21 protein-coding genes are annotated in these 25,686 nt (G+C 57.9%); 4 read left to right on the top strand and 17 right to left on the bottom strand.

Annotated features, from left to right (window positions below; genetic code table 11):
• Window positions 1-128: 128 nt before the first annotated feature.
• The 5 genes from N1078_RS01990 to puuE form a co-directional block, all read right to left on the bottom strand.
• The gene (locus N1078_RS01990; protein WP_274086533.1) at window positions 129-1,484 is read right to left on the bottom strand and encodes a nucleobase:cation symporter-2 family protein; all 1,356 of its coding nucleotides are present in this window, start codon (window positions 1,482-1,484) and stop codon (window positions 129-131) included.
• Window positions 1,485-1,636: 152 nt separating this feature from the next.
• On the bottom strand, window positions 1,637-2,926 hold the full coding sequence (locus N1078_RS01985) for a urate hydroxylase PuuD (RefSeq protein ID WP_274086532.1): 1,290 nt from the start codon (window positions 2,924-2,926) through the stop codon (window positions 1,637-1,639).
• A 48-nt stretch (window positions 2,927-2,974) separates the two neighbouring features.
• Entirely contained in the window at window positions 2,975-3,478 is a 504-nt protein-coding gene (locus N1078_RS01980) for an ureidoglycolate lyase (RefSeq protein ID WP_274086531.1), read from the bottom strand.
• 146 nt (window positions 3,479-3,624) lie between these two features.
• Window positions 3,625-4,140, bottom strand: coding sequence for a 2-oxo-4-hydroxy-4-carboxy-5-ureidoimidazoline decarboxylase (uraD, locus tag N1078_RS01975; protein ID WP_274086530.1), 516 nt, complete (start codon window positions 4,138-4,140; stop codon window positions 3,625-3,627).
• Complete coding sequence (puuE, locus tag N1078_RS01970) at window positions 4,137-5,081, bottom strand: allantoinase PuuE (protein ID WP_274086529.1); 945 nt, start codon at window positions 5,079-5,081, stop codon at window positions 4,137-4,139. The genes uraD and puuE overlap by 4 nt, the downstream gene beginning before the upstream one ends.
• Window positions 5,082-5,492: 411 nt before the next feature.
• Between puuE and uraH the strand changes: the two genes are divergently transcribed.
• Complete coding sequence (gene uraH, locus N1078_RS01965) at window positions 5,493-5,846, top strand: hydroxyisourate hydrolase (RefSeq protein ID WP_274086528.1); 354 nt, start codon at window positions 5,493-5,495, stop codon at window positions 5,844-5,846.
• Window positions 5,847-5,990: 144 nt separating this feature from the next.
• Here uraH and N1078_RS01960 read toward each other — a convergent pair whose 3' ends face one another.
• Window positions 5,991-6,617: a LysE family translocator gene (locus tag N1078_RS01960; protein ID WP_274086527.1), complete on the bottom strand. Its 627-nt coding sequence runs from the start codon at window positions 6,615-6,617 to the stop codon at window positions 5,991-5,993.
• A gap of 67 nt (window positions 6,618-6,684) precedes the next feature.
• Window positions 6,685-8,049: an NCS2 family permease gene (locus N1078_RS01955; RefSeq protein WP_411912079.1), complete on the bottom strand. Its 1,365-nt coding sequence runs from the start codon at window positions 8,047-8,049 to the stop codon at window positions 6,685-6,687.
• A 592-nt stretch (window positions 8,050-8,641) separates the two neighbouring features.
• Between N1078_RS01955 and N1078_RS01950 the strand changes: the two genes are divergently transcribed.
• Complete coding sequence (locus tag N1078_RS01950; protein WP_274086525.1) at window positions 8,642-9,400, top strand: GntR family transcriptional regulator; 759 nt, start codon at window positions 8,642-8,644, stop codon at window positions 9,398-9,400.
• A 166-nt stretch (window positions 9,401-9,566) separates the two neighbouring features.
• Here N1078_RS01950 and N1078_RS01945 read toward each other — a convergent pair whose 3' ends face one another.
• The 4 genes from N1078_RS01945 to N1078_RS01930 form a co-directional block, all read right to left on the bottom strand.
• Window positions 9,567-11,027, bottom strand: a complete 1,461-nt coding sequence (locus N1078_RS01945; protein ID WP_443218078.1) for an efflux transporter outer membrane subunit — start codon at window positions 11,025-11,027, stop codon at window positions 9,567-9,569.
• Window positions 11,024-14,203, bottom strand: a complete 3,180-nt coding sequence (locus N1078_RS01940; RefSeq protein WP_274086524.1) for an efflux RND transporter permease subunit — start codon at window positions 14,201-14,203, stop codon at window positions 11,024-11,026. The genes N1078_RS01945 and N1078_RS01940 overlap by 4 nt, the downstream gene beginning before the upstream one ends.
• A gap of 13 nt (window positions 14,204-14,216) precedes the next feature.
• Window positions 14,217-15,458 carry a multidrug efflux RND transporter periplasmic adaptor subunit MexE gene (gene mexE / locus N1078_RS01935; RefSeq protein ID WP_274086523.1) on the bottom strand — a complete coding sequence of 414 codons (1,242 nt, stop codon included), beginning with the start codon at window positions 15,456-15,458 and terminating at the stop codon, window positions 14,217-14,219.
• Window positions 15,459-15,622: 164 nt separating this feature from the next.
• The gene (locus tag N1078_RS01930) at window positions 15,623-16,540 is read right to left on the bottom strand and encodes a LysR family transcriptional regulator (protein WP_274086522.1); all 918 of its coding nucleotides are present in this window, start codon (window positions 16,538-16,540) and stop codon (window positions 15,623-15,625) included.
• Window positions 16,541-16,800: 260 nt separating this feature from the next.
• Here N1078_RS01930 and N1078_RS01925 point away from each other — a divergent pair, with 260 nt between their 5' ends.
• Window positions 16,801-17,814, top strand: a complete 1,014-nt coding sequence (locus tag N1078_RS01925) for a zinc-dependent alcohol dehydrogenase family protein (RefSeq protein WP_274086521.1) — start codon at window positions 16,801-16,803, stop codon at window positions 17,812-17,814.
• 151 nt (window positions 17,815-17,965) lie between these two features.
• Here the strand turns inward: N1078_RS01925 and N1078_RS01920 are convergent, their stop codons facing one another.
• The 5 genes from N1078_RS01920 to gorA form a co-directional block, all read right to left on the bottom strand.
• Complete coding sequence (locus tag N1078_RS01920; RefSeq protein WP_274086520.1) at window positions 17,966-19,219, bottom strand: dicarboxylate/amino acid:cation symporter; 1,254 nt, start codon at window positions 19,217-19,219, stop codon at window positions 17,966-17,968.
• Window positions 19,220-19,744: 525 nt separating this feature from the next.
• Complete coding sequence (locus tag N1078_RS01915; RefSeq protein ID WP_274086519.1) at window positions 19,745-20,707, bottom strand: bifunctional GNAT family N-acetyltransferase/nucleoside diphosphate kinase regulator; 963 nt, start codon at window positions 20,705-20,707, stop codon at window positions 19,745-19,747.
• A gap of 175 nt (window positions 20,708-20,882) precedes the next feature.
• Window positions 20,883-21,728 carry a site-specific integrase gene (locus tag N1078_RS01910; RefSeq protein WP_274086518.1) on the bottom strand — a complete coding sequence of 282 codons (846 nt, stop codon included), beginning with the start codon at window positions 21,726-21,728 and terminating at the stop codon, window positions 20,883-20,885.
• A 382-nt stretch (window positions 21,729-22,110) separates the two neighbouring features.
• On the bottom strand, window positions 22,111-22,734 hold the full coding sequence (locus tag N1078_RS01905) for a trimeric intracellular cation channel family protein (RefSeq protein ID WP_274086517.1): 624 nt from the start codon (window positions 22,732-22,734) through the stop codon (window positions 22,111-22,113).
• 7 nt (window positions 22,735-22,741) lie between these two features.
• On the bottom strand, window positions 22,742-24,100 hold the full coding sequence (gorA, locus tag N1078_RS01900) for a glutathione-disulfide reductase (protein WP_274086516.1): 1,359 nt from the start codon (window positions 24,098-24,100) through the stop codon (window positions 22,742-22,744).
• 86 nt (window positions 24,101-24,186) lie between these two features.
• On the opposite strand from gorA, the gene N1078_RS01895 reads away from it, so the two are divergent.
• On the top strand, window positions 24,187-24,609 hold the full coding sequence (locus tag N1078_RS01895; protein WP_274086515.1) for a VOC family protein: 423 nt from the start codon (window positions 24,187-24,189) through the stop codon (window positions 24,607-24,609).
• Between the two features lie 50 nt (window positions 24,610-24,659).
• On the opposite strand, the gene galU is transcribed toward N1078_RS01895, so the two are convergent.
• Window positions 24,660-25,499 carry a UTP--glucose-1-phosphate uridylyltransferase GalU gene (gene galU, locus N1078_RS01890; RefSeq protein WP_274086514.1) on the bottom strand — a complete coding sequence of 280 codons (840 nt, stop codon included), beginning with the start codon at window positions 25,497-25,499 and terminating at the stop codon, window positions 24,660-24,662.
• Window positions 25,500-25,686 lie beyond the last annotated feature (187 nt).

Raw genomic sequence — 25,686 nt, 5'->3', positions numbered from 1 at the left:
CGGCAGTCAGGTAGTCGCGTGCACAGTTAGTGCTCATGACGTGGTTGGTTTATCGGTATGGGTTGGCACTATCTGCGCATAGCAAACAGCCCGGAAAACCGGGCTGTGGTTGCCTACAAACGAGGGGGTTAGTGGTGCGGGTGAGGGTTTAGCAACGCGGCGCGTTCCGGCCCGCCGAGGATGTTGAAGAGCAGGTTGAGTAGCACGGCGCTGATGGTCGCCAAGGCGATACCGCTGTGCGTGATGGGTTCTAACCACAGCGGCATGTGCGCGAAAAACTCCGGCCGCACAATCGGCGCCAGGCCCATGCCAATACTCACCGCCACCAGCAACTGGTTGCGACGGTCGGCAATATCCGCCTCTTGCAGAATCTTGATGCCCGTAGCAGCCACCATGCCAAACATGGCAATGCCCGCACCACCCAGTACAGCAGGAGGGATCGAGGCCACCAGGTAGGCGGCTTTGGGCAGCAGGCTCAAACCAATCAGCAAGAACCCGGCGGCGGCCGTGACATAACGGCTGCGCACACCCGTCATCTGCACCAGGCCAATGTTCTGGGCAAAGGATGAGTGGGTGAAGGTGTTGAAGAAACCCGCGAAGAACGAGGCGCCGGCATCACACATCAGCCCACGACGGAGCATTTCAGGGGTGATCTCTTTACCTGTCACCTGGCCCAGGGCGATAAACATCCCGGTGGACTCGACGAAGATAATCACCACAACCAGGCACATGGAGAGAATCGGTGCCAAATGAAACTCAGGCATGCCGAAGTGCATCGGTTTGACCACGGCCAGCCAGGCGCTTTGCTCCAGGCCGCTGAGATCAACCATCCCCATGCCGCCCGCGACCATATAGCCGATGAGCATGCCGATCAGCACTGAGACATTGACCCAGAAGCCACGCAGGAAGCGGTTGATCAGCAAGATGATCATCAGCACCAGAGCAGCAATGGCCAGGTACTGCAAGGCACCAAACTCAGTGGCGACACTGCCACCGCCGGCCCAGTTGAGCGCAACCGGAAACAGCGATAAACCGATGGAGGTAATCACCGTACCGGTTACCAGCGGTGGAAAGAAATGCACGATGCGCGACATAAAGGGCGCAATCAGCATGCCGAAAAAACCCGCGGCGATGGTCGCGCCGAAGATCCCTGGTAGGCCGATACCCGGCGAGCCGGCCATCGCCACCATACTGCCAACGGCGGCAAAACTGGCGCCCATCATCACCGGCATACGAATGCCCGCCGGGCCGAAGCCCAGCGATTGCACTAGCGTGGCAACACCGGCCACCAGCAGGTCGGCGGTAATCAGAAAAGCGACTTCTTCACGGGACAGGCCAACGGCCTCACCAATGATTAAGGGTACCGCTACGGCGCCGCCATACATCAACAACACATGCTGGATGCTCACCATAATCATCTGCAGAAACGGCAGGCGTTGATCAACCGCCGACACAGCGGTCGGTTGGGGGTTCAGCTGGTTCATGCAAAAACCTCAGGCGCTTTTGTTTTTGTAAGTCGCTGTTCACTGCCCTGATTAAGTGCAGGGCACTGGAGTTGCAATGTTGCACCTGGCGCGAGGCCAGATTGGACACAAAAAAATGCCGCAACCTTTAGGCTGCGGCATCGGGGTGTTGCTTAGTTGATCTGTGCGCCCTTATCGATCCAGGCACCAATCAGGTCACGCTCTTCCTGAGTAATCTGAGTGATGTTACCCAGCGGCATAATTTGCGATGCGACACTCTGTGCGTGAATCTTGCCTACTTGCAGTTTGATCTGCTCCGGTGTGTCGAGCATAAAACCCAGTGGGGCCGCGCTGAACATCGGGCTGCTCGGGGTTGCCGAGTGGCACACCGTGCAGCGCTCCTGAATCACGCTGTAAACCTTGGCAAAGTCATCGCTGACAGCAGTGCTAGCCGAATCGACCGCAGGAGCCGCCGCGCTGGCTGTGGAAGCCTCTACTGGCGCTGCCTGGCTGCCGTCTTGAACTGGGCTAACAACTGCTGCTTTAGGGGCTGCTGGTGTTGCCGGTTTCGGGCTCGGGCCTGTGACATACGCCAGGCAGATCATGCCCAGTGCTGCAGCTGGCAGGGTCCAGATGTACTTGCTGCTGTCGTGACGGGTGTTGAAGTAGTGACGCACCAATACCGCCAGAATCGCGATGCCAGCCAGGATCAACCAGTTGTACTGGCTGCCGTAGGTGCTCGGGAAGTGGTTGCTGATCATGATGAACAGCACTGGCAGGGTGAAGTAGTTGTTGTGGCGCGAACGCAGCAGACCCTTGGCTGGCAGGGTTGGGTCAGGCGTGGTGCCGTCTTCAATGGCCTTAACCAGTGCGCGCTGTGCCGGCATGATGGTGAAGAACACGTTGCCGACCATGATGGTGCCGATAATGGCGCCAACATGGATGTAGGCGGCGCGGCCGCTGAAGATCTGGCTAAAGCCATAGGCGGCCGCGATGATCAGCACGAACAGCACGGCACCGAGCAGTGCAGGGCGCTTGCCCAAAGCCGAGTCACACAGGAAGTGGTATGCCACATAGCCGCAAATCATCGAACCGAAGCCGATGACAATGGCCATTTCCGGCGCCAGATCAACGCCAGGCTTGACCAGGTACAAGCTAGGGTTGAGGTAGTAAACCACCAGCATCAGGGCCACGCCCGACAGCCAAGTGAAATAGGCTTCCCATTTGAACCAGTGCAGGTTCTCCGGCATTTTAGGCGGTGCCAGTTTGTATTTTTCCAGGTGGTAGATACCGCCACCGTGGATCGCCCATAAGTCGCCGGACAGGCCGTCCCTCGGGTTGCTGCGGTTTAAGTTGTTTTCCAGCCAGACGAAATAAAAGGATGCGCCGATCCATGCCACGCCGGTGATCATATGGATCCAGCGAATGCTCAGGTTGAGCCACTCAGTCAAATGTGCTTCCACAATCAGTACCTCTTTCCCAGTGCCGACACGCCGGCGTCTGGGCTTCTCTTATTGGTGGGGGGCGAGGAGCAGTTGCTCGTCGTCGGTGAAGAAATGCTCATCGCAGTTGTTACCAGAACCACTGCGATCAACCACCAGGAAGTCATCCCGCTTTTCGATCGTCAGCACCGGGTGGTGCCAAACGCCGCGATGGTAATTGACGCCTTGCCGACCATTACTACGGAAGGCACGGACTAACCCTGATACAGGTGCATCGCCAGCGGGCGCGACCACGATCAGAAAGGGGTTGCCGAGCAGCGGTATAAACGCTTGGCTGCCCTGCGGATGTCGCTCCAGCATGCGCACAGTCAATGGCATCGGCACTTGTTCGGCACTGAAAATGCTGATGATCGCCTTATCGTCTGGCTGTGCGGTCTCGACCGTAGCCAGTTTGTGATAGCGGCGAGTCGAGCCATTGTTGATCATGAAAAATTCGCTGCCTTCGGTTTCGATGACATCACCAAAGGGGGCGAACGCTTCTTTGCTTAATGGCTCAATGATCAAATTGCGCATGTGGGTCTTCTTATCGGTTGCGTATAAACCATGCCTGTTGCCAGACGTGGGCTTTATGTCGGCGGGGCCGCCGGCGTGATTAACGTCACTAGACCGGCACCAGAGTCCGACGGTGCTTACTCGACTACGCGCAGGACCTCTGCGGTTTACAGCTGTTGCAGACGGAACAGCGCGATCTTGTTGATCTCAGCCAGGGCACAGGCGAACTCTTGCTCTGGGGAGTTATGAATACGCTCCTCGAATGCCGCCAAAATCTGGTGCCGATTGCTGCCTTTCACCGCCATGATGAAGGGGAAACCGAACTTGGCTTTGTAAGCATCATTCAGCGTGGTGAAGCGGACAAACTCCTCGGCGGTGCATTCATGGATGCCCGCGCCGGCCTGTTCTGATGTCGACGAGGCGGTCAATTCACCTTGTACTGCGGCTTTGCCAGCGAGGTCCGGGTGAGCATTGATCAGGGCCAGTTGGTCAGCATGGCTGGCACTGAGCAGCAGGTCGGCCATGCGCTGATGCAAGCCGTCGATTTCGTTGATGCTGTCATCCAGGCCCAGGTCATAGGCTTTTTCGGCGACCCAGGGTGAATGCTCATAGATGTCGGCAAATACGCTGACGAATTCTTCCCGGCTGAGTTGCGACGGGGTCAGGGTTTGAAAACGGTTCATTGCGAGAGCTCCTTGCTAGCCTGCTCGTTAAAGGGGTGGGTCGCATGCCAGTGCTTGGCGATGTCGACACGGCGGGCGCACCAGACTTGCTCGTGGCTCTGCACGTATTCGATAAACCGCGCCAGCGATGCCAGGCGAGCTGGGCGGCCGAGTAAGCGGCAGTGCATGCCGATGGTGAGCATCTTCGGCGCGCCGGCAACGCCTTCGGCGTAGAGCACATCGAAGGCATCTTTGAGGTATTGAAAGAAATCGTCGCCGGTATTGAACCCCTGCACCTGGGTAAAGCGCATGTCGTTGGTGTCCAGGGTGTAAGGGATCACCAAGTGCGGGTTGGCCGCGGTGCTGGCCGGGTCCCAGTAGGGCAGGTCATCGTCGTAGGTGTCGCTGTCATACAGGAAGCCACCTTCCTCACGCACTAGGCGGCGGGTATTCGGGCCGGTACGGCCGGTGTACCAGCCCAGCGGCCGCTCACCGGTCAGCTCAGTCAGGATGCGGATGGCTTCGTGCATGTGCTCACGCTCTTGCGCTTCGTCCATGTACTGGTAGTCAATCCAGCGGTAACCGTGGCTGCAAATCTCGTAGCCGGCAGCAACCATTGCCTTGATCACGTCCGGGTGACGCTGCGCGGCCATGGCCACAGCAAAGATCGTCAGCGGAATGTTGTGCTTCTGGAACAGGCTGAGCAGGCGCCATACGCCGGCGCGGCTGCCGTATTCGTACAGCGACTCCATGCTCATGTTGCGTGCGCCTTGCAGCGGCTGCGCAGAGACCATCTCGGACAGGAACGCCTCGGACTCTTTATCGCCATGCAGCACATTGCGCTCGCCGCCTTCCTCATAGTTGAGGACAAACGACAGGGCGATGCGCGCATTATTGGGCCAGTGCGGGTGGGGCGGGTTGTTGGCGTAACCGATCAGGTCGCGAGGGTAGTCAGCGCTCACTGCAGTCTTCCTTCTTGCTATGTGTGGCGGTCATTGGGCAGGCATAAATGCATGGCGCGACCGTGATGGGGTAATTGTATACAAAACACATTGCATCTTGTAAATCTAAAAATCACTTATTTTTCTAAATCTTGCCGAAAGGTAAAAACTGTCCAGTGCGCCAGCTCTTACTGCACAAAAGCAGCACCTATATAGCTTAGAGCCTGTCTGCTGACCGCGTAGGAGGTGGTTAAAAGATTGACTACGCATAATATTGTGTACAGTTTTTTATAAAACTGTCTTATTTTCGTTTTTCTGCATGCTATGCTTCAGCTCAGTCAAGGCTGCTTAGCCTGATAAATCTGCCGAATTCCATAAAGTAGAGGAGGAGTGGCGTCTGTGCTGGCTTGTCTGCGCAGGTGCCCACACGCGATGGGACGATTGACCACACACGTACTGGATGCTGCCCATGGTTGCCCTGGCAGCGAACTGAAGATCGAGCTGTATCGCGTTGCAGGCAATCAGCTTGAACTGCTCAACAGCGTTGTCACCAACCACGACGGCCGTTGTGATGCCCCCGTGTTGCAGGGTGATGACTACCGCAGCGGTGTGTATCAGCTGCATTTTCACGCCGGCGATTACTACCGTGCGCGCGGTGTTGCCTTGCCCGAGCAGGCTTTTCTCGATGTTGTTGTGCTGCGTTTTGGCATTGATGCCGGGCAGGAGCACTACCACGTCCCGCTGCTGATTTCCCCTTACAGCTACTCCACCTACCGCGGTAGCTGAACCGAATGCTTGTCACCCTCTGACTCAATTTAAGAGTCCCTAGCCCGCCCACACTGCGGGCTTTTTTTCGTCTGCAATTTGCCTAAATCGTAAACAGCCTTAGATGCAGGCAAGACGCCTCAGCGTACTCGCCCGCACCGGTACTTAGCGGCTGAGGAGCGAGGCAGCGCCTGCACCACCGAATAATGCAGCACTGGTACGGTTGAACCATACCTGGCCATTACCCGAACGCAGGTAACGCGCAGCACCTTGGGCGCTCAGGGCATAGAGCAACTTGCAGGCTAGATCCAGCACCGCCCAAGTGACGATCATCACCAGCAACTGGTTAAGCAGGGAGCGCTCAGCGCTGAGAAACTGCGGTAGGAGAGCCGCGAAGAACAAAATATCCTTGGGGTTACTGGCCCCCAGCCCGAAGGCTTTCCAGAACATGCCACGATAACTTGGGTTGACCGGTTGCTCATCGGCTACAACAGGCTTAACGGTTTGGCGTGAGGCTTGCCAGCTTTGCCAAGCGAGATAGAACAGGTACAGCGCACCGAGTAGTTTCAGCACGCTAAACAGTTGCTCCGAGGCCAGCAGTAGGGCACCAAGGCCAAGTGCCGAGGCGCTCAACAGGCAGATCGACGCCAATACACCGCCGATAAACGCTGGCACCGAGCGGCGCAGGCCATAGTTCAAGCTGTTACTCACCATTAGCAGCGACAGCGGCCCTGGAATCAAAATCACCACCAGTGCAGTGCTTGCAAACAACAGCCAGGTATCCAGGCTCATGCCCCATTCTCCAGATGATAAAAGCCCCAGCATAAGCTGCCGGGGCTTAGGTGTTAGTCCGCGAGCCTTAGAGGAAGGCGAACTTGGCAATAAAGATGATGCACAGCACATACAGGCTGACTGACACTTTATCGCGCTGACCGGTTAGCAGCTTCAGTGTTGCATAGGTCAGGAAGCCCAGGGCAATACCGTTAGCAATAGAGAAGGTCAGCGGCATCATCACCACGGTAACGATCGCGGGAATGCTATCGGTGCTGTCTTTCCAGTCGATGTGCGCCATCCCGCTCATCATCAGCATGGCCACATAAATCAGCGCGCCAGCGGTGGCATAGGCGGGGATCATGCCGGCCAGTGGCGCGAAGAACATCGCCGCCAGAAACAGCACACCAACCGTTACCGCCGTCAGCCCGGTACGGCCACCCGCGGCTACGCCGGCAGCACTTTCCACATAACTGGTGACGGGCGGGCAACCCACCAGAGAGCCGATCACGCTGGAGGTACTGTCGGCTTTCAACGCCTGCGAGAGGTTCTGAATCTTGCCGTCTTCATCGACCAGATTGGCGCGGTGAGCAACGCCCATCAGGGTACCGGCCGTGTCGAACATGTTCACGAAGAGGAACGACAGCACCACGCTGATCATCGAAATCTGGAACGCGCCGGCAATATCCATCGCCAGGAAGGTTGGTGCCAAGCTTGGCGGCATCGAAACCAGGCCGGTGTACTCAACCATACCCATGGCCATGCCAATCCCCGTAACCGCCAGCATGCTGAACAAGATCGCGCCGAACACATTGCGGTGACTTAAGACCGCAATCAGCAGGAAGCAGATGGCGGCCAGCAGTGCATTCGGATTGGCAAAGCTGCCCATGGTCAGCAACGTGGCCTGGCTGTCGACAACGATCCCGGCGGTTTTCAAGCCAATCAGCCCGAGGAACAAACCAACCCCAGCGCCCATGGCAAAGCGTAGGCTCATGGGGATGCTATTGAGCAGCCATTCACGAATGCGCGACAGGCTCATGATCATAAACAGGATGCCGGAAAGAAATACTGCACCGAGGGCGGTTTCCCAGCTGTAGCCCATGTCGCCGACGACAGTGAAGGTAAAAAACGCGTTCAAGCCCATGCCGGGCGCCAGGCCGACTGGCCAGTTGGCGTAGAGGCCCATCAGGAAACAGCCTAGGGCCGCGCCAACGCAGGTCGCGACAAACGCGGCCCCCTGATCAACCCCGGCGATTGCCATGATGCTGGGGTTAACGAAGATGATGTAAACCATGGTAAAGAACGTGGTGATGCCGGCAATCACCTCGGTTTTGAGGCTAGTGCGGTGTTCGGTCAGCTTGAAGAAGCGGTCAAGCAAGCCAGGTTTGCTCAGGCCTTGTAGCGGTGTTGCCGATTTTTCTTGTTTAGCGCTTTCCACAGGGGTATTCCTCATTTCTTGTTGTGTGCCACCCAAAGCCTTTACCGCGCACTGTTCGGCCCTCTGAGGTAGGTGGTGTTTTTTGTTTTTGGCGCACTTAGCTGACCATCAGGTCAAGAAATCGCGCTGAGGCCGATTATGATGTTGTATACAAAAAAAGCAAACACTGATTCTGGTAAAGGCGAAGGCGTGTACTGCTCGCTTATTCAAGCCTAAACAGCTGTTTCACTGAGGCCCATAGAGCGCATTAAGTTGTTTGTTTCGGTAGGTTTTTCAGGCTATTGAGCGATGCAATTACGCCATGGCGAAATACCATCGACGGGGCTTAGCCGCGTTTTGTTTGTGTAGCGATTTAGCAAAAAAATGACATACGGCTCTGTCTCGGAAAAATTGGCCTGGCCTCTGCACAGGGGAATGCTCCTGAAAGCAGATTTACATGCATGTTCGCAGGCTTGTTATGCTTTGGTGGATATGCATGCATTGGTTACATTGTGTACAATGCAAGGACTTTTTATCTGTAACTTTTCACTGACTGCTGCTTGCCAAGGATGGCAACATCCAGGGGAGTTGCATGAGCAACCGCCGAACCTTGACCACGCGAGCCACAATGAACGAACAATTGCAGCCTCTTAAGAAGCAGACGCGCGAGGGTAAAACCACTCGTAGCGGGACTCAGGACGATGTCGTGTACGCCCATATCTTCGATGCCATTCTTGAGCAGCGCCTGGCGCCTGGTACCAAGCTCAGCGAAGAAGCCCTCGGTGAAATTTTCGGCGTCAGCCGCACCATTATTCGTCGCGCGTTGTCGCGCCTGGCCCACGAAGGTGTGGTGCTACTGCGCCCTAACCGTGGCGCGGTTGTGGCCAGCCCTGGCGCAGAAGAAGCGCGGCAGATCTTCTATGTGCGCCGCATGATTGAGCGCGCCATTACCGAGCTGGCCTGCAAAAACGCCAAGCCCGAGCACATCGCTGCGTTGCGTCAGATGGTCATAGATGAGCGCGAGTGCTTCGCCCGTGGTGATCGCGGTATGGGCATTCGTCTGTCGGGTGAGTTCCATCTCAAACTCGCAGAAGCCGCTGGCAATCTGACCCTGCTTGGTTTTCTGCGCAGCCTGATTTCGCAGACTTCGCTGATCATCGCCCTGTATGAAAGCAACAGCCGTGCGCATTGCTCGGATGCCGAGCACGACCAGGTGATTGATGCCATCGAGGCCGGCAATGTGGATGTGGCCGTAGACCTGATGATGCGCCACATGGACAGCGTTGACGCCAAACTCAACCTAGACGGCGATACCGCATCAGATGATTTGCACGCGGTGTTCTCACACCTGCTACCAAACACCAAGAAAAAAACTGCCAGCCGCTAAGCAACCTGGCGCAGAGAGGCCAAAGGCGATTGAAGCGGCTTAACGCGTGAAGTCGCTGCAGCTGTAGACCGCTCTGTTCAGCGCCAATAAAAACCCCCACGGCAAGGAGCAACTGCCTTGGGGCGAGAAATTGGCTGGCTTAGCCAGCCAATTCTGAAAAACAGTGTTAAGCGTTAGGCTCCCAGCCCCCGCCAAGCGCCTTGTAAATAGCGACAATCGCGCGATACAGCTCGACCTCCGCCTGTGCTTGGGCGTCTTCGGCGCTGAGGCGTTCACGTTCGGCATCCAGCAGTACCAAGAAATCCACTTCACCTTCGCGGTAGCGCACGCGGGCTTGTTCGGCTGCGGCGCGGCTTGCGTCTGATTGGCGTAGCAGGGCGAGCAGCCGCTGTTGGCGTTTGCCGTAATCACTGAATGCGTTAGCGGACTCCTCCAGAGCCAGCAGCACCTGCTGTTCATAGTTGGCCAGCGCGCCATCAGCTTCGGCTTCGGCCCCACGCAGGCGTGCACGCACGCTGCCCAAGTCAAACGCTGCCCAGCTGATGGTCGGGGCGATACCCCAGGCTCGCGCCGCCGATGAACCCAGCTGCGAACCACGCCCGGCGGTAAAGCCGAGGAAGCCGGACAAACTCACCCGTGGAAACAGATCCGCCGTGGCCACGCCAATATTGGCGGTAGCGGCGGCCAGTTGCCGTTCGGCGGCGCGGATATCTGGACGGCGACGCAGCAACTCGCCGGGGTCGCCAACCGGTAGTGCTTTGGCAATGGCAGGCAGGTCCTGAGCAGAGAGGTCCACGCTCAATTGATCAGGGCGCTGGCCGAGCAGGGTGGCGATGCGGTGCTTGGCGCGCTGCTGTTCGGCCTGCAGTTGCGGCAGGCTGGCTTCAGTGCCGGCCAGACGCGCATCGCTGCGTAGCACATCCAGCTGACTACCGACGCCGGCCTCACGCAGTTGCTCGGTAATGGCGCGGGATTCCTGCTGGTTTTTCAGGTTGGCGCGGGCGATGCGTTCACGCAGTTGCGCGCCGCGCAGGCTACCGTAGGCATCGACCAGTTCAGCGATCAGACTGACCTGCAGCTGTTGGTAATCGGCTTCTGCTACATCCAACTCGGCATCGCTGGCTTCCAGTTGGCGCTGGATGCGACCAAACAGATCCAGCTCCCAGAGCATGTCCAGGCCCAGGTCGTAACGTTCGCCGCGCACGCGCTGCTCGGTTACGCCGGGTTGCTGGGCTTTGCCAAATTCACCACTGGCGCGGCTGGTGACGGTCGGCAACTGATCGTTGCCGATGTCATCACGGATGGCCTGGGCCGCCAGCAGGCGGGCAAAGGCCACGCGCAGTTGACGGTTTTCCTGCAGCGACTGTTGCACCAGTTGGTTGAGGGTCGGGTCGTCAAACTGCTCCCACCAGCTGGCTTCAAAGCGTGAGCGGTCGTAGCTGCTGCTTTGCGCGCTGCTCAGTGTGCCGGCATCCATCTGTGGAGCTTGGTAGTCCGGGCCGACGGCGCAGGCCGTGAGTGCCAGGGTCAGCAGGCTGATACCCAGGGGTTTCAGACTGCGGGCGCGGAGCGTCCTGGGCGGCGTTCCCACGCTGGAGCGTGGGAACGATCTGTAAAGGGCGATCATGCTTGCACCTCCTGCAAACGGGCCGCTTTCTGCGCTTCGCGCTTCTCCACAAAGGCGCGGATCAGCACATAGAACAGTGGAGTCAGCAGCAGGCCGAAGAAGGTCACGCCGAGCATGCCGCTGAACACCGCGACGCCCATGGCATGGCGCATTTCCGCGCCGGCACCGGAGGACAACACCAGCGGCACCACACCCATGATAAAGGCGAAGCTGGTCATCAGAATCGGCCGCAGACGCAGGCGGCAGGCTTCCAGCACCGCGCTGACGCGGTCCATGCCTTCTTCCTGTTTCTCCTTGGCGAACTCGACGATCAGGATGGCGTTCTTACAGGCCAATCCCACCAGTACGATCAATCCGATCTGGGTAAAGATGTTGTTGTCGCCTCCCGCCAGGATTACCCCAGTGATGGCTGACAGCAGAGTCATCGGCACGATCAGGATCACCGCCAGCGGCAGGCTCCAGCTTTCGTACTGAGCAGCCAGCACCAGGAAGGCCAGCAGCACGCAGAGCGGGAAGATAAAGATCGCGCTGTTACCGGCAAGGATCTGCTGGTAGGTCAGGTCGGTCCATTCAAAGCTCATACTCGTCGGCAGTTCTTCCTTGAGCAGTTTGGCAATCGCCGCCTCGGCCTGGCCGGAGCTGTAGCCGGGGGCTGCAGCGCCGTTGATTTCGGCGGTGAGGAAGCCGTTGTAGTGCATCACCCGATCCGGACCTGAGCTGGCGCTGACCTTAAGGAAGGCCGACAGCGGGACCATTTCGCCACGGTTGTTACGCACCTTGAGCTGGCCAATCTGCTCCGGTTCCAGGCGGAACTGCTGCTCGGCCTGCACGTTGACCTGATAGGTACGGCCAAAACGGTTGAAGTCGTTGGCGTACAGCGAACCGAGATAGATCTGCATGGTGTCGAAGATGTCGCTGATCGCCACGCCATGGGTCTTGGCCTTTTCGCGGTCGATGGCAGCATCGATCTGCGGCACGTTGACCTGATAGCTGGTGAACACTGACATAGGGTCCAGTTCCGGCAGCTGGCGCGCCTTGGCGATAACGTTCTGGGTTTGCAGATACAGCTCGTCATAACCGAGGTTGCCACGGTCCTGCACCTGCAAGCGGAAGCCGCCGATGGTGCCCAGACCTTGTACCGGTGGTGGCGGGAAGATCGCCAGATAGGCTTCCTGAATACCCGCGAACTGGCCGTTAAGCTCGGCGGCAATGGCCCCGGCGGACATGCTTTCGTCTTTGCGCTGATCAAAATCTTTCAGGGCGACGAAGACGATGCCGCTGTTCGGGCTATTGGTGAAGCCGTTGATCGACAGGCCCGGGAAGGCGATGGTGTTGGCCACGCCAGGGTGCTTGCCGGCGATTTCCGACATCTGCTTCATCACATCTTCGGTGCGATCCAGGGTCGCCGCATCCGGCAGTTGAGCGAAGGCCACCAGATACTGCTTGTCCTGCGCTGGTACGAAGCCGCTCGGTGTGGTGGCAAAGCCCAGGTAGGTCAGGCCCATCAGCCCGGCATAGACGAACAGGGCGATGCCGCTGCCGCGCAGCACGCGTTTCACAGTGCCGACATAGCCATGGCTGGCACGATCAAATGCGCGGTTGAACGGCTTGAACAACCAGCCGGCAAACAGCTTGTCGAGCAGCTTGGAGAAGCGATCCTTCGGCGCGTCGTGGCTTTTCAGCAACACGGCGGCCAGGGCAGGGGACAGGGTCAGCGAGTTGATCGCCGAGATCACCGTGGAAATGGCAATGGTCAGGGCGAACTGTTGATAGAACTGCCCGCTAAGCCCGGAGATAAAGGCCGTGGGAATAAACACCGCGCACAGCACCAGGGCCGTGGCGACGATGGGCCCGGTTACTTCCTTCATCGCCTGCTTGGTGGCTTCCAGCGGGGTTTTGCCCAAGCCGATATTCCGTTCGACGTTTTCCACCACGACGATGGCGTCGTCCACCACGATGCCGATGGCCAGCACCAGGCCGAACAGCGACAGCGCGTTGAGCGAGAAACCGAACATATGCATCACGGCAAAGGTGCCGATCAAGGACACCGGCACGGCGGCCAGCGGGATGATCGAGGCGCGCCAGGTTTGCAGGAACAGGATCACCACCAGCACCACCAGGATGATGGCTTCGAGCAGGGTATGTACCACCGCCTCGATGGAACCACGCACGAAGATGGTCGGGTCATAGACGATTTCGTAATCCACGCCCTGGGGGAAGCTCTGCTTCAACTCGGCCATGCGTTCACGCACCGCATCGGAAATCTCGATGGCGTTGGAGCCGGGGCGCTGGAATACCGGGATGGCGACTGCGGGTTTGTTATTCAGCAAGGAGCGCAGGGCGTACTGACTGGAGCCCAGTTCGATCCGTGCGATGTCCTTCAGGCGAGTAATTTCGCCGTTTTCACCAGCGCGGATAATGATGTTTTCGAACTCTTCCTCAGTGACCAAACGGCCCTGGGTGTTGATCGACAACTGGAAGCTGTTGCCCGCATCGGACGGCGGCGCACCGAGGGAACCGGCTGCGACCTGACGGTTCTGCTCGCGGATGGCGTTGACCACGTCCGCTGCAGTCAGGTTGCGCGAAGCCACCTTGTTCGGATCGAGCCAGACGCGCAGCGAGTAGTTACCGAGGCCGAACAGTTGCACATCACCGATGCCATCCAGGCGCGCCAGCTCATCCTTGATATTCAGCGCGGCGTAGTTGGAAAGATACAGCATGTCGTAACGGTCGTCCGGCGAGGTCAAGTGCACAACCATGGTCAGGTCGGGCGATGCCTTGTCGACGGTCACGCCGAGGCGCTGCACTTCAGTGGGCAGGGTCGGCATGGTGCGGGTGACGCGGTTCTGCACCTGCACCTGGGCTTTGTCCAGATCGGTGCCGAGGGCAAAGGTCAGGGTCAGGGTCATCTTGCCGTCGGCAGTACCCTGGGACGACATATAAAGCATGCCTTCCACACCGGTAATCGCCTGTTCCAGCGGCGAGGCGACAGTTTCGCCGATCACCTTGGGGTTGGCTCCGGGGAAGGTGGCGCGTACCACCACGGTAGGCGGTACCACTTCCGGGTATTCGCTGATCGGCAGCTGGAACAGCGAGATGGCACCGCTGATCAGGATCAGCAGTGACAGCACGGCGGCGAAGATCGGCCGCTGAATAAAGAATTGCGAGAAATTCATGGTCTTCTACCTATTAGCCGCGTGGCGCAGTGCTGGCGGGGCTGTTTTTCGCAGCAACCCGGCGGCTGTTCTGGCGTTCGATGGCCTGACGTTGTTCGGTCAGCAGCGCTTGGGTCTTTTCATCGGCCATGGGTACGCTTTGCGGATCAACCGTGGAGCCGGGGAACGCGCGTTGCAGACCGTTAACCACGATCTTCTCGCCCTTGGCCAAACCGCTGCGCACGATGCGCAGGCCTTCCAGCTTCGGCCCCAGCTCAACGGCGCGGTACTGCACGGCGTTGTCCTTATCGAGTACCAATACGAACTTCTTGCCCAGGTCCGTACCGACTGCTTCGTCCTTGATCAGCGCAGCAGCGTACTGACCGCTGCCGACCAGCTTTAGGCGGGCATAGAGGCCAGGGGTGAAGCGCCCATCACGGTTGTCGAACACCGCACGGCCACGAATAGTGCCGGTTTGCGGGTTGACCTGGTTGTCGAGAAAATCCAGCTCGCCGAGGTGTGGGTGGCCGTCTTCGCTGGACAGGCCGAGGTACACCGGGCTGGCATCGCGGGTCTGGCCGCCGGCCTGGCGCGCCAGCTCGACGTATTTGAGGAACACGCGCTCATCGGCATCGAAATAGGCGTAAACCCTGTCGGTGCTGACCAGGGTGGTGAGCAGGCTTTGCCCGGCATTGACCAGGTTGCCTTCGGTGATTTCCGCACGGCTGACGCGGCCATCAATCGGCGCGGTAACCCGGGTAAAACTGAGGTTGAGGCGGGCGTTATCCAGTTCTGCCTGGATGCCCTCTACAGCGGCCTTGGCCTCTGCCGCAGCGCTTGCGCGGGCATCGGCGAGCTCGGCAGAGATGGCGTTGCTCTGGCGCAAACGCTCGCCGCGACGGGCTTCACTTTGGGTGCGCGCAAAACTGGCGCGGGCTTGTTGCAGTTGCGCCTCAAGGCGTTTGACTTCGGCTTGGAACGGCCGCGGGTCGATCTGGAACAGTAGGTCGCCTTTCTTCACCAGGCTGCCTTCGTTGAAGGCTACGCGGTCAACGAAACCGGATACACGTGGGCGAATATCGACTGATTCTGGCGCTTCCAGTCGGCCGGTGAACTCGTCCCACTCATTGATCGGCTGTTCGATAACGTCGGCCACGCTGACTTTGGCTGCAGGCATTTGCTGTGCACTTTCAGGTGCTTTGCCGCAGGCGCTCACTACCAGCACCGCGGCAAGGGCGAGGGGGAAATGCCAGAGGTTCTTATTGGACTGTTCCATGTGTACTTCCGCCAGAGGGTGTTTTGAGGAGGCGGAGTCTGCAGCGAGGGCTCTATTGCGACGAATCGAACGATTCGAAGGTATGTATCAATCAGATTGATTATCTACAGGCTTGTATCGACAAACGCATATGTGAGCAATGCCGTGGTCTGTGCTTAGCCGACCTACTCAACGCTATCGGGATCGCCGCAGAACATCTGGATACGCGAGCGCAGCCAACGCTCGGCGGGATCATTGTCTTGGGCGCCGCGCCAGGCCATGTGCAGTTCAAAGGTTTTCGCCGGTATAGGCAGTTCTTCAGCGCGCACACCACCCGCCGCACTAAGTGCTGCCGCAGTGTAGTCCGGTACGGTGGCGATTATGTCGGTGCCGGCAAGTAGGGTGCCCAGGCCATTGAACTGGGGAAGGGCGATCACCACGCGGCGCGTACGCCCTAGTTTTTCCAATTCCACATCAATAAAACCACTGAGGTCGCCGGCAAACGACACCAGCGCGTGCGGGCGCTCGCAGTAATCATCCAGGCTAAGCGCGCCCGGGGCACTGTCGGCGCGCAGCAGTTTTGGTTTGCTGCGGCGCAGTACCTTGCGCTTGGCGTTGGCCGGCAGCTCTTCGGTATAGGCAACGCCGACGGAAATTTCCCCGGAGGCCAGCAGAGCCGGCATCAACAAGTAATTGGTGCGGCGAATCACCAGCACCACACCAGGCGCTTCAGCCCTCAGCCGCTTGATCAGGGGCGGCAGCAGTCCAAACTCGACGTCATCTGACAGGCCAATGCGAAACACGGCATTACTGGTGGCTGGATGAAATTCAGCGGCGCGGCTGACGGCAGTGGAAATTGAATCCAGCGCCGGTGAGAGCAGGGCGGCAATTTCCATGGCCCGTGCAGTTGGCTCCATGCTGCGGCCGGTGCGTACAAACAACGGATCATCAAACAAGCTGCGCAGACGGGCGAGGGCAGCGCTGATGGCAGGCTGACCGAGAAACAGTTTTTCCGCCGCACGGGTTACGCTGCGTTCATGCATCAGCGTTTCAAAGACGATCAGCAGGTTGAGATCGACGCGGCGAAGATCGTTACGGTTCATCCGGTGTCCATTATCGAGTGGCTGCGGTTTTACGCGAGTCAGGCTAATGCTGAATGCCGCTTACAGGCAATATGCAGACGCAAATCAAACGCTGGCGCCGCATCATCATCGACAAGCATGGTGAATATAAGCCCCGAGCGGTGGAATTGCTGGCCAGGCCCGGATAAAGTCCGTGGCCATAAGCGGTCGCCTGTAATTGTTTAGCGCACACCTGCGTACCAGTTACCACGACCTGAATGGGTCAACCGAAGAGGTTTGCGATGTCCCGCATAGTGCGTTTCCATGAGTTTGGTGAGGCTGATGTCCTCAAGATCGAAGAGCGTAACGTCCCTGCACCGGCAGCGGGCGAAGTGCTAGTCGGTGTTGAAGCCGTGGGCGTCAGCTGGCACGACGTACTCTGGCGGCAGAACCTGGCACCTACGCTGGCACAGTTGCCTGCTGGCCTCGGCCATGAAGTCGCCGGTGTGGTGTTGGCGGTTGGCGATGGGGTCAGTGATCTGGCCGTGGGCGATCGGGTTGCCAGCTTCCCAGGGCACAGCGCCAATCGCTATCCCAGCTACGCCGAGCACGTGGTTTTACCGCGCAGCTCTCTGGTCCGTTACCCCGCTAATCTGACCGTGCAACAGGCGGCCGTGCACTATCTGCCATCGATGGTGGGCTGGCTCGGTTTTGTTGAACTGGCGCATCTGCAGCCGGGTGAAACGGTCTTGGTAACCGCCGCCAGCCGCTGCTGGGGGCCGTATATTGTGCAGATGGGCAAAGCCTTGGGTGCCCACGTTATCGCCGCCACAGCCTATGCCGAAGACAGCGAGTTTCTTAAACAGCTGGGCGCCGATCACATCATCCTTACCGAGGAGCAGGATCTGGTGAGCCGCGTCAGTAAACTCACGGATGGGCGTGGCGTTAATGTGGTGATGGACGCCTTGGGTGGGCCACAAATGTGCCTGCTGGGTGATGCCATCGCACCGCGTGGTCGGCTGATCCTGTTCGATCTGCAAGGTGGCAATGAAACACCTTTCCCAGCCTGTGCGGCGTTCCAGAAGAATATTCAGTTCTTCGTCCATTGCATCGGCAACTTCACCGGCAAGGAGGAGCTGAATATTCCGCAAGATCAGGTAGCCGTGGCCAAGGCTGTGCAAGGTATTAATCAGCTGACAACCGATGGTTTGATCAAGCCACTGATCGACAAGGTCTTCAGCTTCGACGATGTGATCGCCGCCCATCGCTATATGGAAACCTGCCCGAGCCGCGGCCGAGTGCTGTTGCAGGTTTAACCGCTGCCTGGCGGAAACACGCCAGCATGTGGGGTAGGGCGCGCCACTCTAAACAAGGGGGGAGCTTTAACCCATCTGGCGTTTAAAGCCGCTCTGGCTTGGCCTGCAGCCTCATGGAACTGCAGGCCTAACCAACCCATTTTTAGTACCTTCAAGACGCTGAGCGTTTAGCCTCACCATCATCGCCAGTCGCCGCTGCACGACGGCCATCCAGACGCTCAAGCAAAGCAGCGTTGGCGCAGTTGCCCATCACGTTGAGGGCGGTACGCAGCCCATCAGTAAAGCGATCAACCCCCGCGACAACCGCAACGCCTTCCAGCGGCAGGCCGGCAGCCCCCAGGACGGTCGTGATGGCCACCAGTCCGGCACCTGGCACACCGGCGGTGGAGAAGCTCACCAACAGTCCCGTGGTGAACACCGTGATCAACAACGAGGTGGTGATGTCGATGTTGAACAACTGGGCAACAAATAACGCATTAAAGCCCTGCAGTACGGCTGCGCCATCGCGTTTGAGGGCGGTACCAAAGGGCAGGGCAAAGCTGGCTAAGGATTCACTCATGCCGTAGCTGCGCGCATTGCCAAGCGCCAATGGCAAGGTCGCGCCGGAGCTGGCCGTGCCAAAAGCGAAGCCCAGGCTCTGGCCAAAATGCTTTACGAAGTCCAGCGGGCGGGCGCCCGCGATGCCCAGCAGCAGCAAATACAGAACCGCCATGAGCGCCAGTGCCAGCGTCAGCCCGGCCACATACATACCGAGGCGCAAAAGCAGGTCCAGCCCCTGGCTGGCAATCACCGAGGTGATCAGCGCAAACACCCCATAGGGGGCCAGTTTGAGTACGAATTCCAGCACCTTGAGCGTGACGGTGTAGCCACTCTGAATCAGCCGGCGTAACGGCGCGCTGTCATCCGGTAACGCCCGCATGGCGATACCGATTAGCGCTGCGGCGAAGATAACCTGCAACAAACCGCCGCTGCCCAACGCCGTGAATGGGTTATTCGGCACCAGCCCGACCAGCCACTGACTCAGGCTATCGGCATGACGACCAACAGGGGCCTGGCTGACAAGGCTTACCGCGCCAGTACCCGGGCTCAACCATTGGGCGACCAGCATGCCAAGTGCGAGCGCTATGGCACTGGTGAGCACGTAACCAACCAGCAGGCGACCAGCGTGGCGGCCAACCGCGGCGCCGTGCTCGTGATTTGTCAGGCTCAGGATAAGAGCACCGAACACCATGGGTACGACCACGAACTGCAGCAAGCGCAGGAAGATGCTGCCCACCGGGGTCAGTAAATGAGTGTCCAGCCAGGCCACGCTGCCATCAGGCAGTGCGCCGGCGCAAGTATTCAATACGAGGCCGGTAATGATGCCGAATGCGAGGGCAAACAAGATCTGGCGTGTAACGGACATGCGACCTCCAAAACAGTCAAAAAGCGCGGCAAGCAAGTCGCATGAAATTGGATTAACGAGGCGCGCATTCTGATTACCGAAAAGCTCTATATCAATGAAATCATTAATAATTTTATGGAATAAGCTAAGAAGCGACGTTGCGGGCGGATGAATTTACGCAGCGACTGCACAGGCAATGAGCCTCGTGCAGATGCGATGTTCATCGCCAAACCGAACACGATGGCATTGTCAGTTGAACTTACAGCGGCGTGGCATTAGTGCGGTGTGATTTAGCTGGGGAGGTTACTGAATGCATGCCCCGAAACGCTAAGCGTTTAATTTTCGGTCCTAAGTGTTTTTCTCTAAACCGTAAGCTCGATAGCAGATTGTGTATGGCGCAAAGCACAGCGGAGTACGCTTGCTTTCCTATCTAGAGGTTTCGCATAATGTATATTATGTTAAATAATAGCTATGCAGGGTGTTCGTTTGCTCAATCAAGCGCGGCCCAAATCCTTTGGGCCGCGCTTGATCGACTTAAAGGCGCAATTACAGGTGGAAGTCGCCCGCAGCTTCCGGTTGGTAAAGCACTTTTCTGATTTCAATCCGCCGGGTCCGATCAGAAATCCGCCAGTCAATGGCGTCTCCCTCCTGATAGCCCAGGATGGCGGCGCCGATGTCGGAACACACGGAATGCTTCCCGGCGCTGCTGTCCGCGTCTTCTGGGTAAACCAAGGCCACTTCGATCTCTTCGTCGTCCAGTTGCAGCAAGGCCCTAGAGTTCATCGTGACGACATTGCGCGCCACCTGCTGGGGTTTTACGACAATGGCTCGCTCAAGCTCGTGTTCGAGCTCAACAACGGCCGGGCCTTGTTCGAGCGCGATCAGACTCTCGAGCCTGGCCTTGTCGATTTCAGTGATGTAGATCCCTGTGGAGTCGCCAGCGGCACCTTCGCGCAAGAACTGCAAATAGCGCCCCGCCGTCATGGAGAATGATTTCAATGTCGGTGTTTCGCTCTCAAGCAGAAAACCGCTGCGCAGAAAGGCTCTCAGCGAACGCGCATTGTCTGGGTGGATCTTGGCGATGAGCTTCTCGGCTCGCATGTCGAGGAAGGCCAGTTTCATGCCTTCGCGGATCGTGCGGGGGCCAAGGTTTCGGCCCCATTTGGCGCTGTCGCCGATGACCAGGACTATCTCGCAATTCGAGCCTGTCTTGATCAGACGGACAAAGCCCACCGGAGTGTCATGCCGGTCATAGGCCATGAAGAATCGGCCGCCCCGGTTGAATAGATGGGTCAGGATCGGCAACTGAGTCCGATCGATGACTTGCTCGATGGAGCGGGAGACATGACGCGAATCGCTCAGATAGCAGGTAACGCGCTCATCCTCCAACCAATCCATCAGCGTCAGCGCGTGTGCCCGAGTAATTTCAGGGCACAGCGAAATGAAAGGCTTGTTCATCTTCACCACACTTATTTGGAAATGATGAAAGCCCTTCATGGCTATGGCCATGACGGTTCTTTCGGCAACCGGGAATTTTAAAACATAACGCGAGTAAATGCCGTATAGCCTCGCGCTTTTCCTTAATAAGTGGTGCTATGGCACCCGCCTGATCCGGCATGTGGACGCAGCCTAATCATAGTTATTGCGTTGCTGATCAGTCGTGTGGATCTGTTGAACCGTCTGTTTAAAAACCGTAGTTGTCGATGGCGCGACGCCGTTCGTTTTCATCACGCACATCGTAGTTGGCTGTTGTTTGAATATTCGTATGGTGCGCGAGCTTCTGCGCCAGAGACAGGTCGTGCTCTTCGATCACGCGGGTAATAAATGAACGGCGAAAATCATGCGGCATGATCTTTACGCCGACTTGCAGCCCGCGTTGTTGGGCTATGTAGTAGATCGCATGTTTGCTAATGCGCTCGCGGGTTATGTGGCTGCCACGGCGAATCCGGTTAAACAAAAACGTATCGTCACCTTGGCCTGCAGGCAGCTGTGAGCGCCTGAATGCGAGCCAGGTATTGAGTTTTTCGAATGCCCAGCTTGGCGCGTACTTGACCAGTTCCTTGTTACCTTTGCCCAGTACGCGCAGGCTGCGCTCAGCGAAATCGACCTGGTTGAGGTCAAGGTTCACCGATTCGGACTTACGCATGCCGGAGCCATACAAGATTGCAATAATGGCCGCATCCCGAAGCCCCTGAGGTCTAGGATCGGCGGCGCAGACTTCCATCAATTCGCGAATCAAGCTGCGCTTGAGGTTGCGCCCCTGGATAATCCGAGTGCCACTGCTGGGCTTCACCGAGCGGATTTTCAGCAGATGATCCTGGTCGATCAAGCTCAGTCGCCAGGCCTCATTCATCACCCCGCGCAGTGCATTGACGTACAAGGATGAGGTGTTCGGCGCGTAACCATCTTCGCGCAGTGCCGCAACCAGTGCAGTTATATGCCCGGGTTGGAGCAGGTGCCAGGGGATCTCATGCAGATCGAGCTCATCGAAGCCCAAGCGGTATACGGCATCCTGTAGCACATATTTCATGGTCAATTGGCTAGAAGGCGCTAACCGAGCGAGATACTGAAGCAGTGGATTACGCAGTTCGGGTAATGCGCCCCCTGCCCCGTTATTAGGGCCTGAAGCGGGTGAAGAGGCGAAGTGCGGTGTCGCGGATGTAGCGTTATCGCGGTAATCAGCCAATCGTAAATAGTCCAAAATGAATTTAACTCAACTAAATAGTCATTTAGTTGAGTTAAATTAACTTGCGCCTTAATGAATAGAATACGGCGAGTGAGCGCACTGCGGCTGAGACGCTCTACCCCGCCAAAATCCTGAGCCATACCGGCCTGCTGGAGTCAGGCTTTGGTGTATGGCGGCCTGACTCCGCTCTGACCAGGGTGCCTCTGCTCTGGTCAGAGCAGAGGCATCAATCGCGATCCAGCAAATGGAAACTGGGCAAGGCAATGTGCCAACGAATGGCGGCCAAGCGCGTCAGCAACACTGTGAGCATGGCCACACCGGTGTCGAGCCAGTGTGGTGTATCCAGGCTCCGCATACCGATAAAGACCAGGGCGCCTGCTATGCAGGCGGTGGCGTAGATTTCTTTCTGGAATATCAGCGGAATCTCATTGCAGATCACATCACGCATCACCCCGCCCGCCACGCCGGTCATCACCCCCATGATGATTGCCGTGCTATTGGGAACGTCATGCTGCATGGCGACTTCGGTGCCAATTACGGTAAAAACAGCCAGGCCAAAGGCATCTGCCAAGAGCAGGCCTTTTTCGTGAATCGGCTGCGTCAGTCGCACCCAGACAACGGTACCAACAGCCGCCAGTGACGCGACGACGATATACAGGTCGTTACGAATCCAGCTGACCGGATGGTTATCCAGAATCAAGTCACGCAGGGTACCGCCACCCAGGGCGGTGATGATGGCGATCACCAGCACACCAAACAGGTCCATGGACTTTCGCCCAGCCATTAGCGCGCCGGTGATGGCGAATACGGCGACACCGAACAAATCGGCGAGATAGAACAATTGCGCCATGCTGACCTCAGGACGATACGGGCGTACGCATGGTGACGAACTCTTCGGCCGCAGTTGGGTGCACGCCGATGGTTTCATCAAAAATCTGCTTGGTGGCCCCAGCCTTAAGTGCGATCGCCAGGCCCTGGACAATTTCGCCGGCCTCCGGTCCCACCATATGGCAGCCCAGTACACGGTCTGTGTCAGCATCTACCACCAGCTTCATCAGCGTGCGCTCCTGGCTTTCGGTCAGGGTCAGCTTCATCGGCCGGAAACGGCTCTCGAACACTTGGACGCGGTAGCCCTCCTCCCTCGCCTGCTCTTCGCTCAGCCCAACTGTGCCGATATTAGGCAGGCTGAATACCGCGGTCGGGATCGTCTGATAATCAACAGTGCGGTATTCCTCCGGCTTGAACAAACGCCTGGCTACCGCCATGCCTTCGGCCAGCGCAACCGGTGTCAGCTGAACGCGGCCAATCACATCGCCGATGGCGAGGATTGATGGCGTGCTGCTCTGGTATTGCGCATCGACCTTGATATAGCCGCGCTCATCAAGTTCTACGTGAGTGTTTTCCAGGCCCAGGTTGTCCAGCATTGGACGACGCCCGGTGGCGTAGAAAATGCAGTCCGCCTCAAGCTTCCGACCATCTTTAAGCGTGGCCAGCAGGCTGCCATCGGCCTGTTTGTCGATGCGCGCGATATCGCTGTTGAATTGCAGATCGACCCCGTGTTTGGTCAGTTCTTCCTGCAGATGGTTACGCACGGCATTGTCGAAGCCGCGCAAGAACAAATCACCGCGGTAGAGCAGTGACGTGTGCGAACCGAGGCCGTTGAAGATCGAGGCAAACTCCACAGCAATATAACCGCCGCCTATTACCAGCACACGCTTAGGTAGCTGCTGCAGAAAGAACACTTCATTCGAACCGATCGCATGTTCATGCCCCGGTATCTCCGGGATATGCGGCCAGCCGCCAGTGGCGATCAGGATGTGCTTGGCGCTGTAGCGCTTACCGTCCAGCTCAACGCTGTGGTCATCAACAATCCGCGCATGGCCCTCAAGCAAGGTCACTCCGCTGTTGACCAGCAGGTTACGGTAGATGCCATTGAGGCGTTCAATCTCGCGATTTTTGTTGGTAATCAGGGTGGACCAGTCAAATTTGGCCTCACCGACCGACCAACCAAAACCCTGTGCTTGCTTAAAGTCATCGGCAAAGTGAGCACCATAAACCAGCAGCTTCTTCGGTACGCATCCGACGTTGACGCAGGTTCCGCCAAGGTAGCGGCTTTCAGCCACCGCCACGCGCGCGCCATACCCCGCAGCAAACCGCGCAGCACGCACACCGCCTGAACCGGCGCCAATCACAAACAGGTCGAAGTCGTAGGTCATGTAAGCCTCCATAGCAAGGCGGCAAGCATACCCCAAGCGGCGCTAGCGCCTAAGCTTGAAGCATATGAAACAGCAGGAGAACGCTGATGCACCCTACCCTTACTCATGTAGCGTTACATGTGCCTGACGTAGACGCATGCGTGGCCTTTTATGAGCAATTCTGCGCGATGCGGGTGATTCATCGGCGGGCGGGCAAAGGCGCAACGATTGTCTGGATGGCCGAGCCAGGCAAGGAACACAGCTTTATTTTCGTACTTATGCCAGGTGGTCAGAGCCGTCAATTGGCGGCCGATGATTACAGCCATTTCGGCTTTGCCCTGGGCAGCCGAGCCCAGGTCGATAGCATTGCTGAACAGGCGCGACTGGCCGGATGCTTGGTCTGGGAGCCACGCGATGAGGCCTACCCTGTGGGTTATTACTGCGGCGTGAGTGATCCAGCGGGGCATTACGTTGAATTCAGCTACGGCCAGCCGTTAGGGCCTGGCGCCGAGCACATGGCGTTGCTCTGAATGCACACAGCCACCCGAAGGTGGCTGTGGTTACCGCGCGGAAAGCTGAATCAGAATGCCTTGCCGGTTTTGTAGAGGTTTTCGAAGCAGAAGTTGGTGGCGTCGATATAGCCTTCGGCGCCGCCGCAATCGAAGCGCTTGCCCTTGAATTTATAGGCCATGACGCAGCCATTCTGCGCCTGCTTCATCAGCGCGTCGGTGATTTGAATCTCCCCTCCTTTGCCAGGCTCGGTCTGCTCGATCAGATCGAAGATGTCCGGGGTGAGGATATAGCGACCAATGATCGCCAGATTCGATGGCGCATCTTCCGGCTTGGGCTTCTCGACCATGCTGTTAACCCGGTAGATGTCATCGCGAATCATCTCGCCGGAAATCACACCGTATTTGTGGGTCTCTTCAGGCGGTACTTCCTGGATGGCCACAATGGAGCAGCGGAACTGCTTATAAAGCTTAACCATCTGCGTCAACACCGCATCGCCATCCAGGTTCAGGCACAGGTCATCGGCCAGAACCACCGCGAAGGGCTCATCGCCAATCAGCGGGCGACCGCAGAGGATTGCGTGGCCCAGACCTTTCATCTCAACCTGTCGGGTGTAGGAGAAGCTGCATTCGTCGATCAGGCGGCGGATACCGACCAAGTACTTTTCTTTGTCGGTGTCGCGGATCTGGTGTTCGAGTTCGTAGCTGATGTCAAAGTGATCTTCCAGCGCGCGCTTGCCGCGGCCGGTAATCATGGCAATTTCCGTCAAGCCGGCTTCCAGCGCCTCTTCGACGCCATACTGGATCAACGGTTTGTTCACGATCGGCAGCATTTCTTTGGGCATAGCCTTAGTGGCTGGCAGAAAGCGGGTGCCGTAACCGGCTGCTGGGAACAAACATTTCTTGATCATGGGGAACCTTGAGCAATGATGTGAAAAAGTGCGCCCGCAGTCTATCAGGCTGCACCGGCCTTACAATGCCCCCTCCCGCACAAGGCCAACGCCTGCATTTGAATGCCAGGATCGGGTAGGAGGCGGCCTCACGGCCGCCGTCCTCCCACACCACCGTGCGTACGGTTCCGTACACGGCGGTTCAGGC

This window comes from Pseudomonas sp. MIL19 (assembly GCF_028680365.1).
Lineage (GTDB): Bacteria > Pseudomonadota > Gammaproteobacteria > Pseudomonadales > Pseudomonadaceae > Aquipseudomonas > Aquipseudomonas spirodelae.
This window is presented reverse-complemented; position numbering and strand designations above follow the sequence as displayed.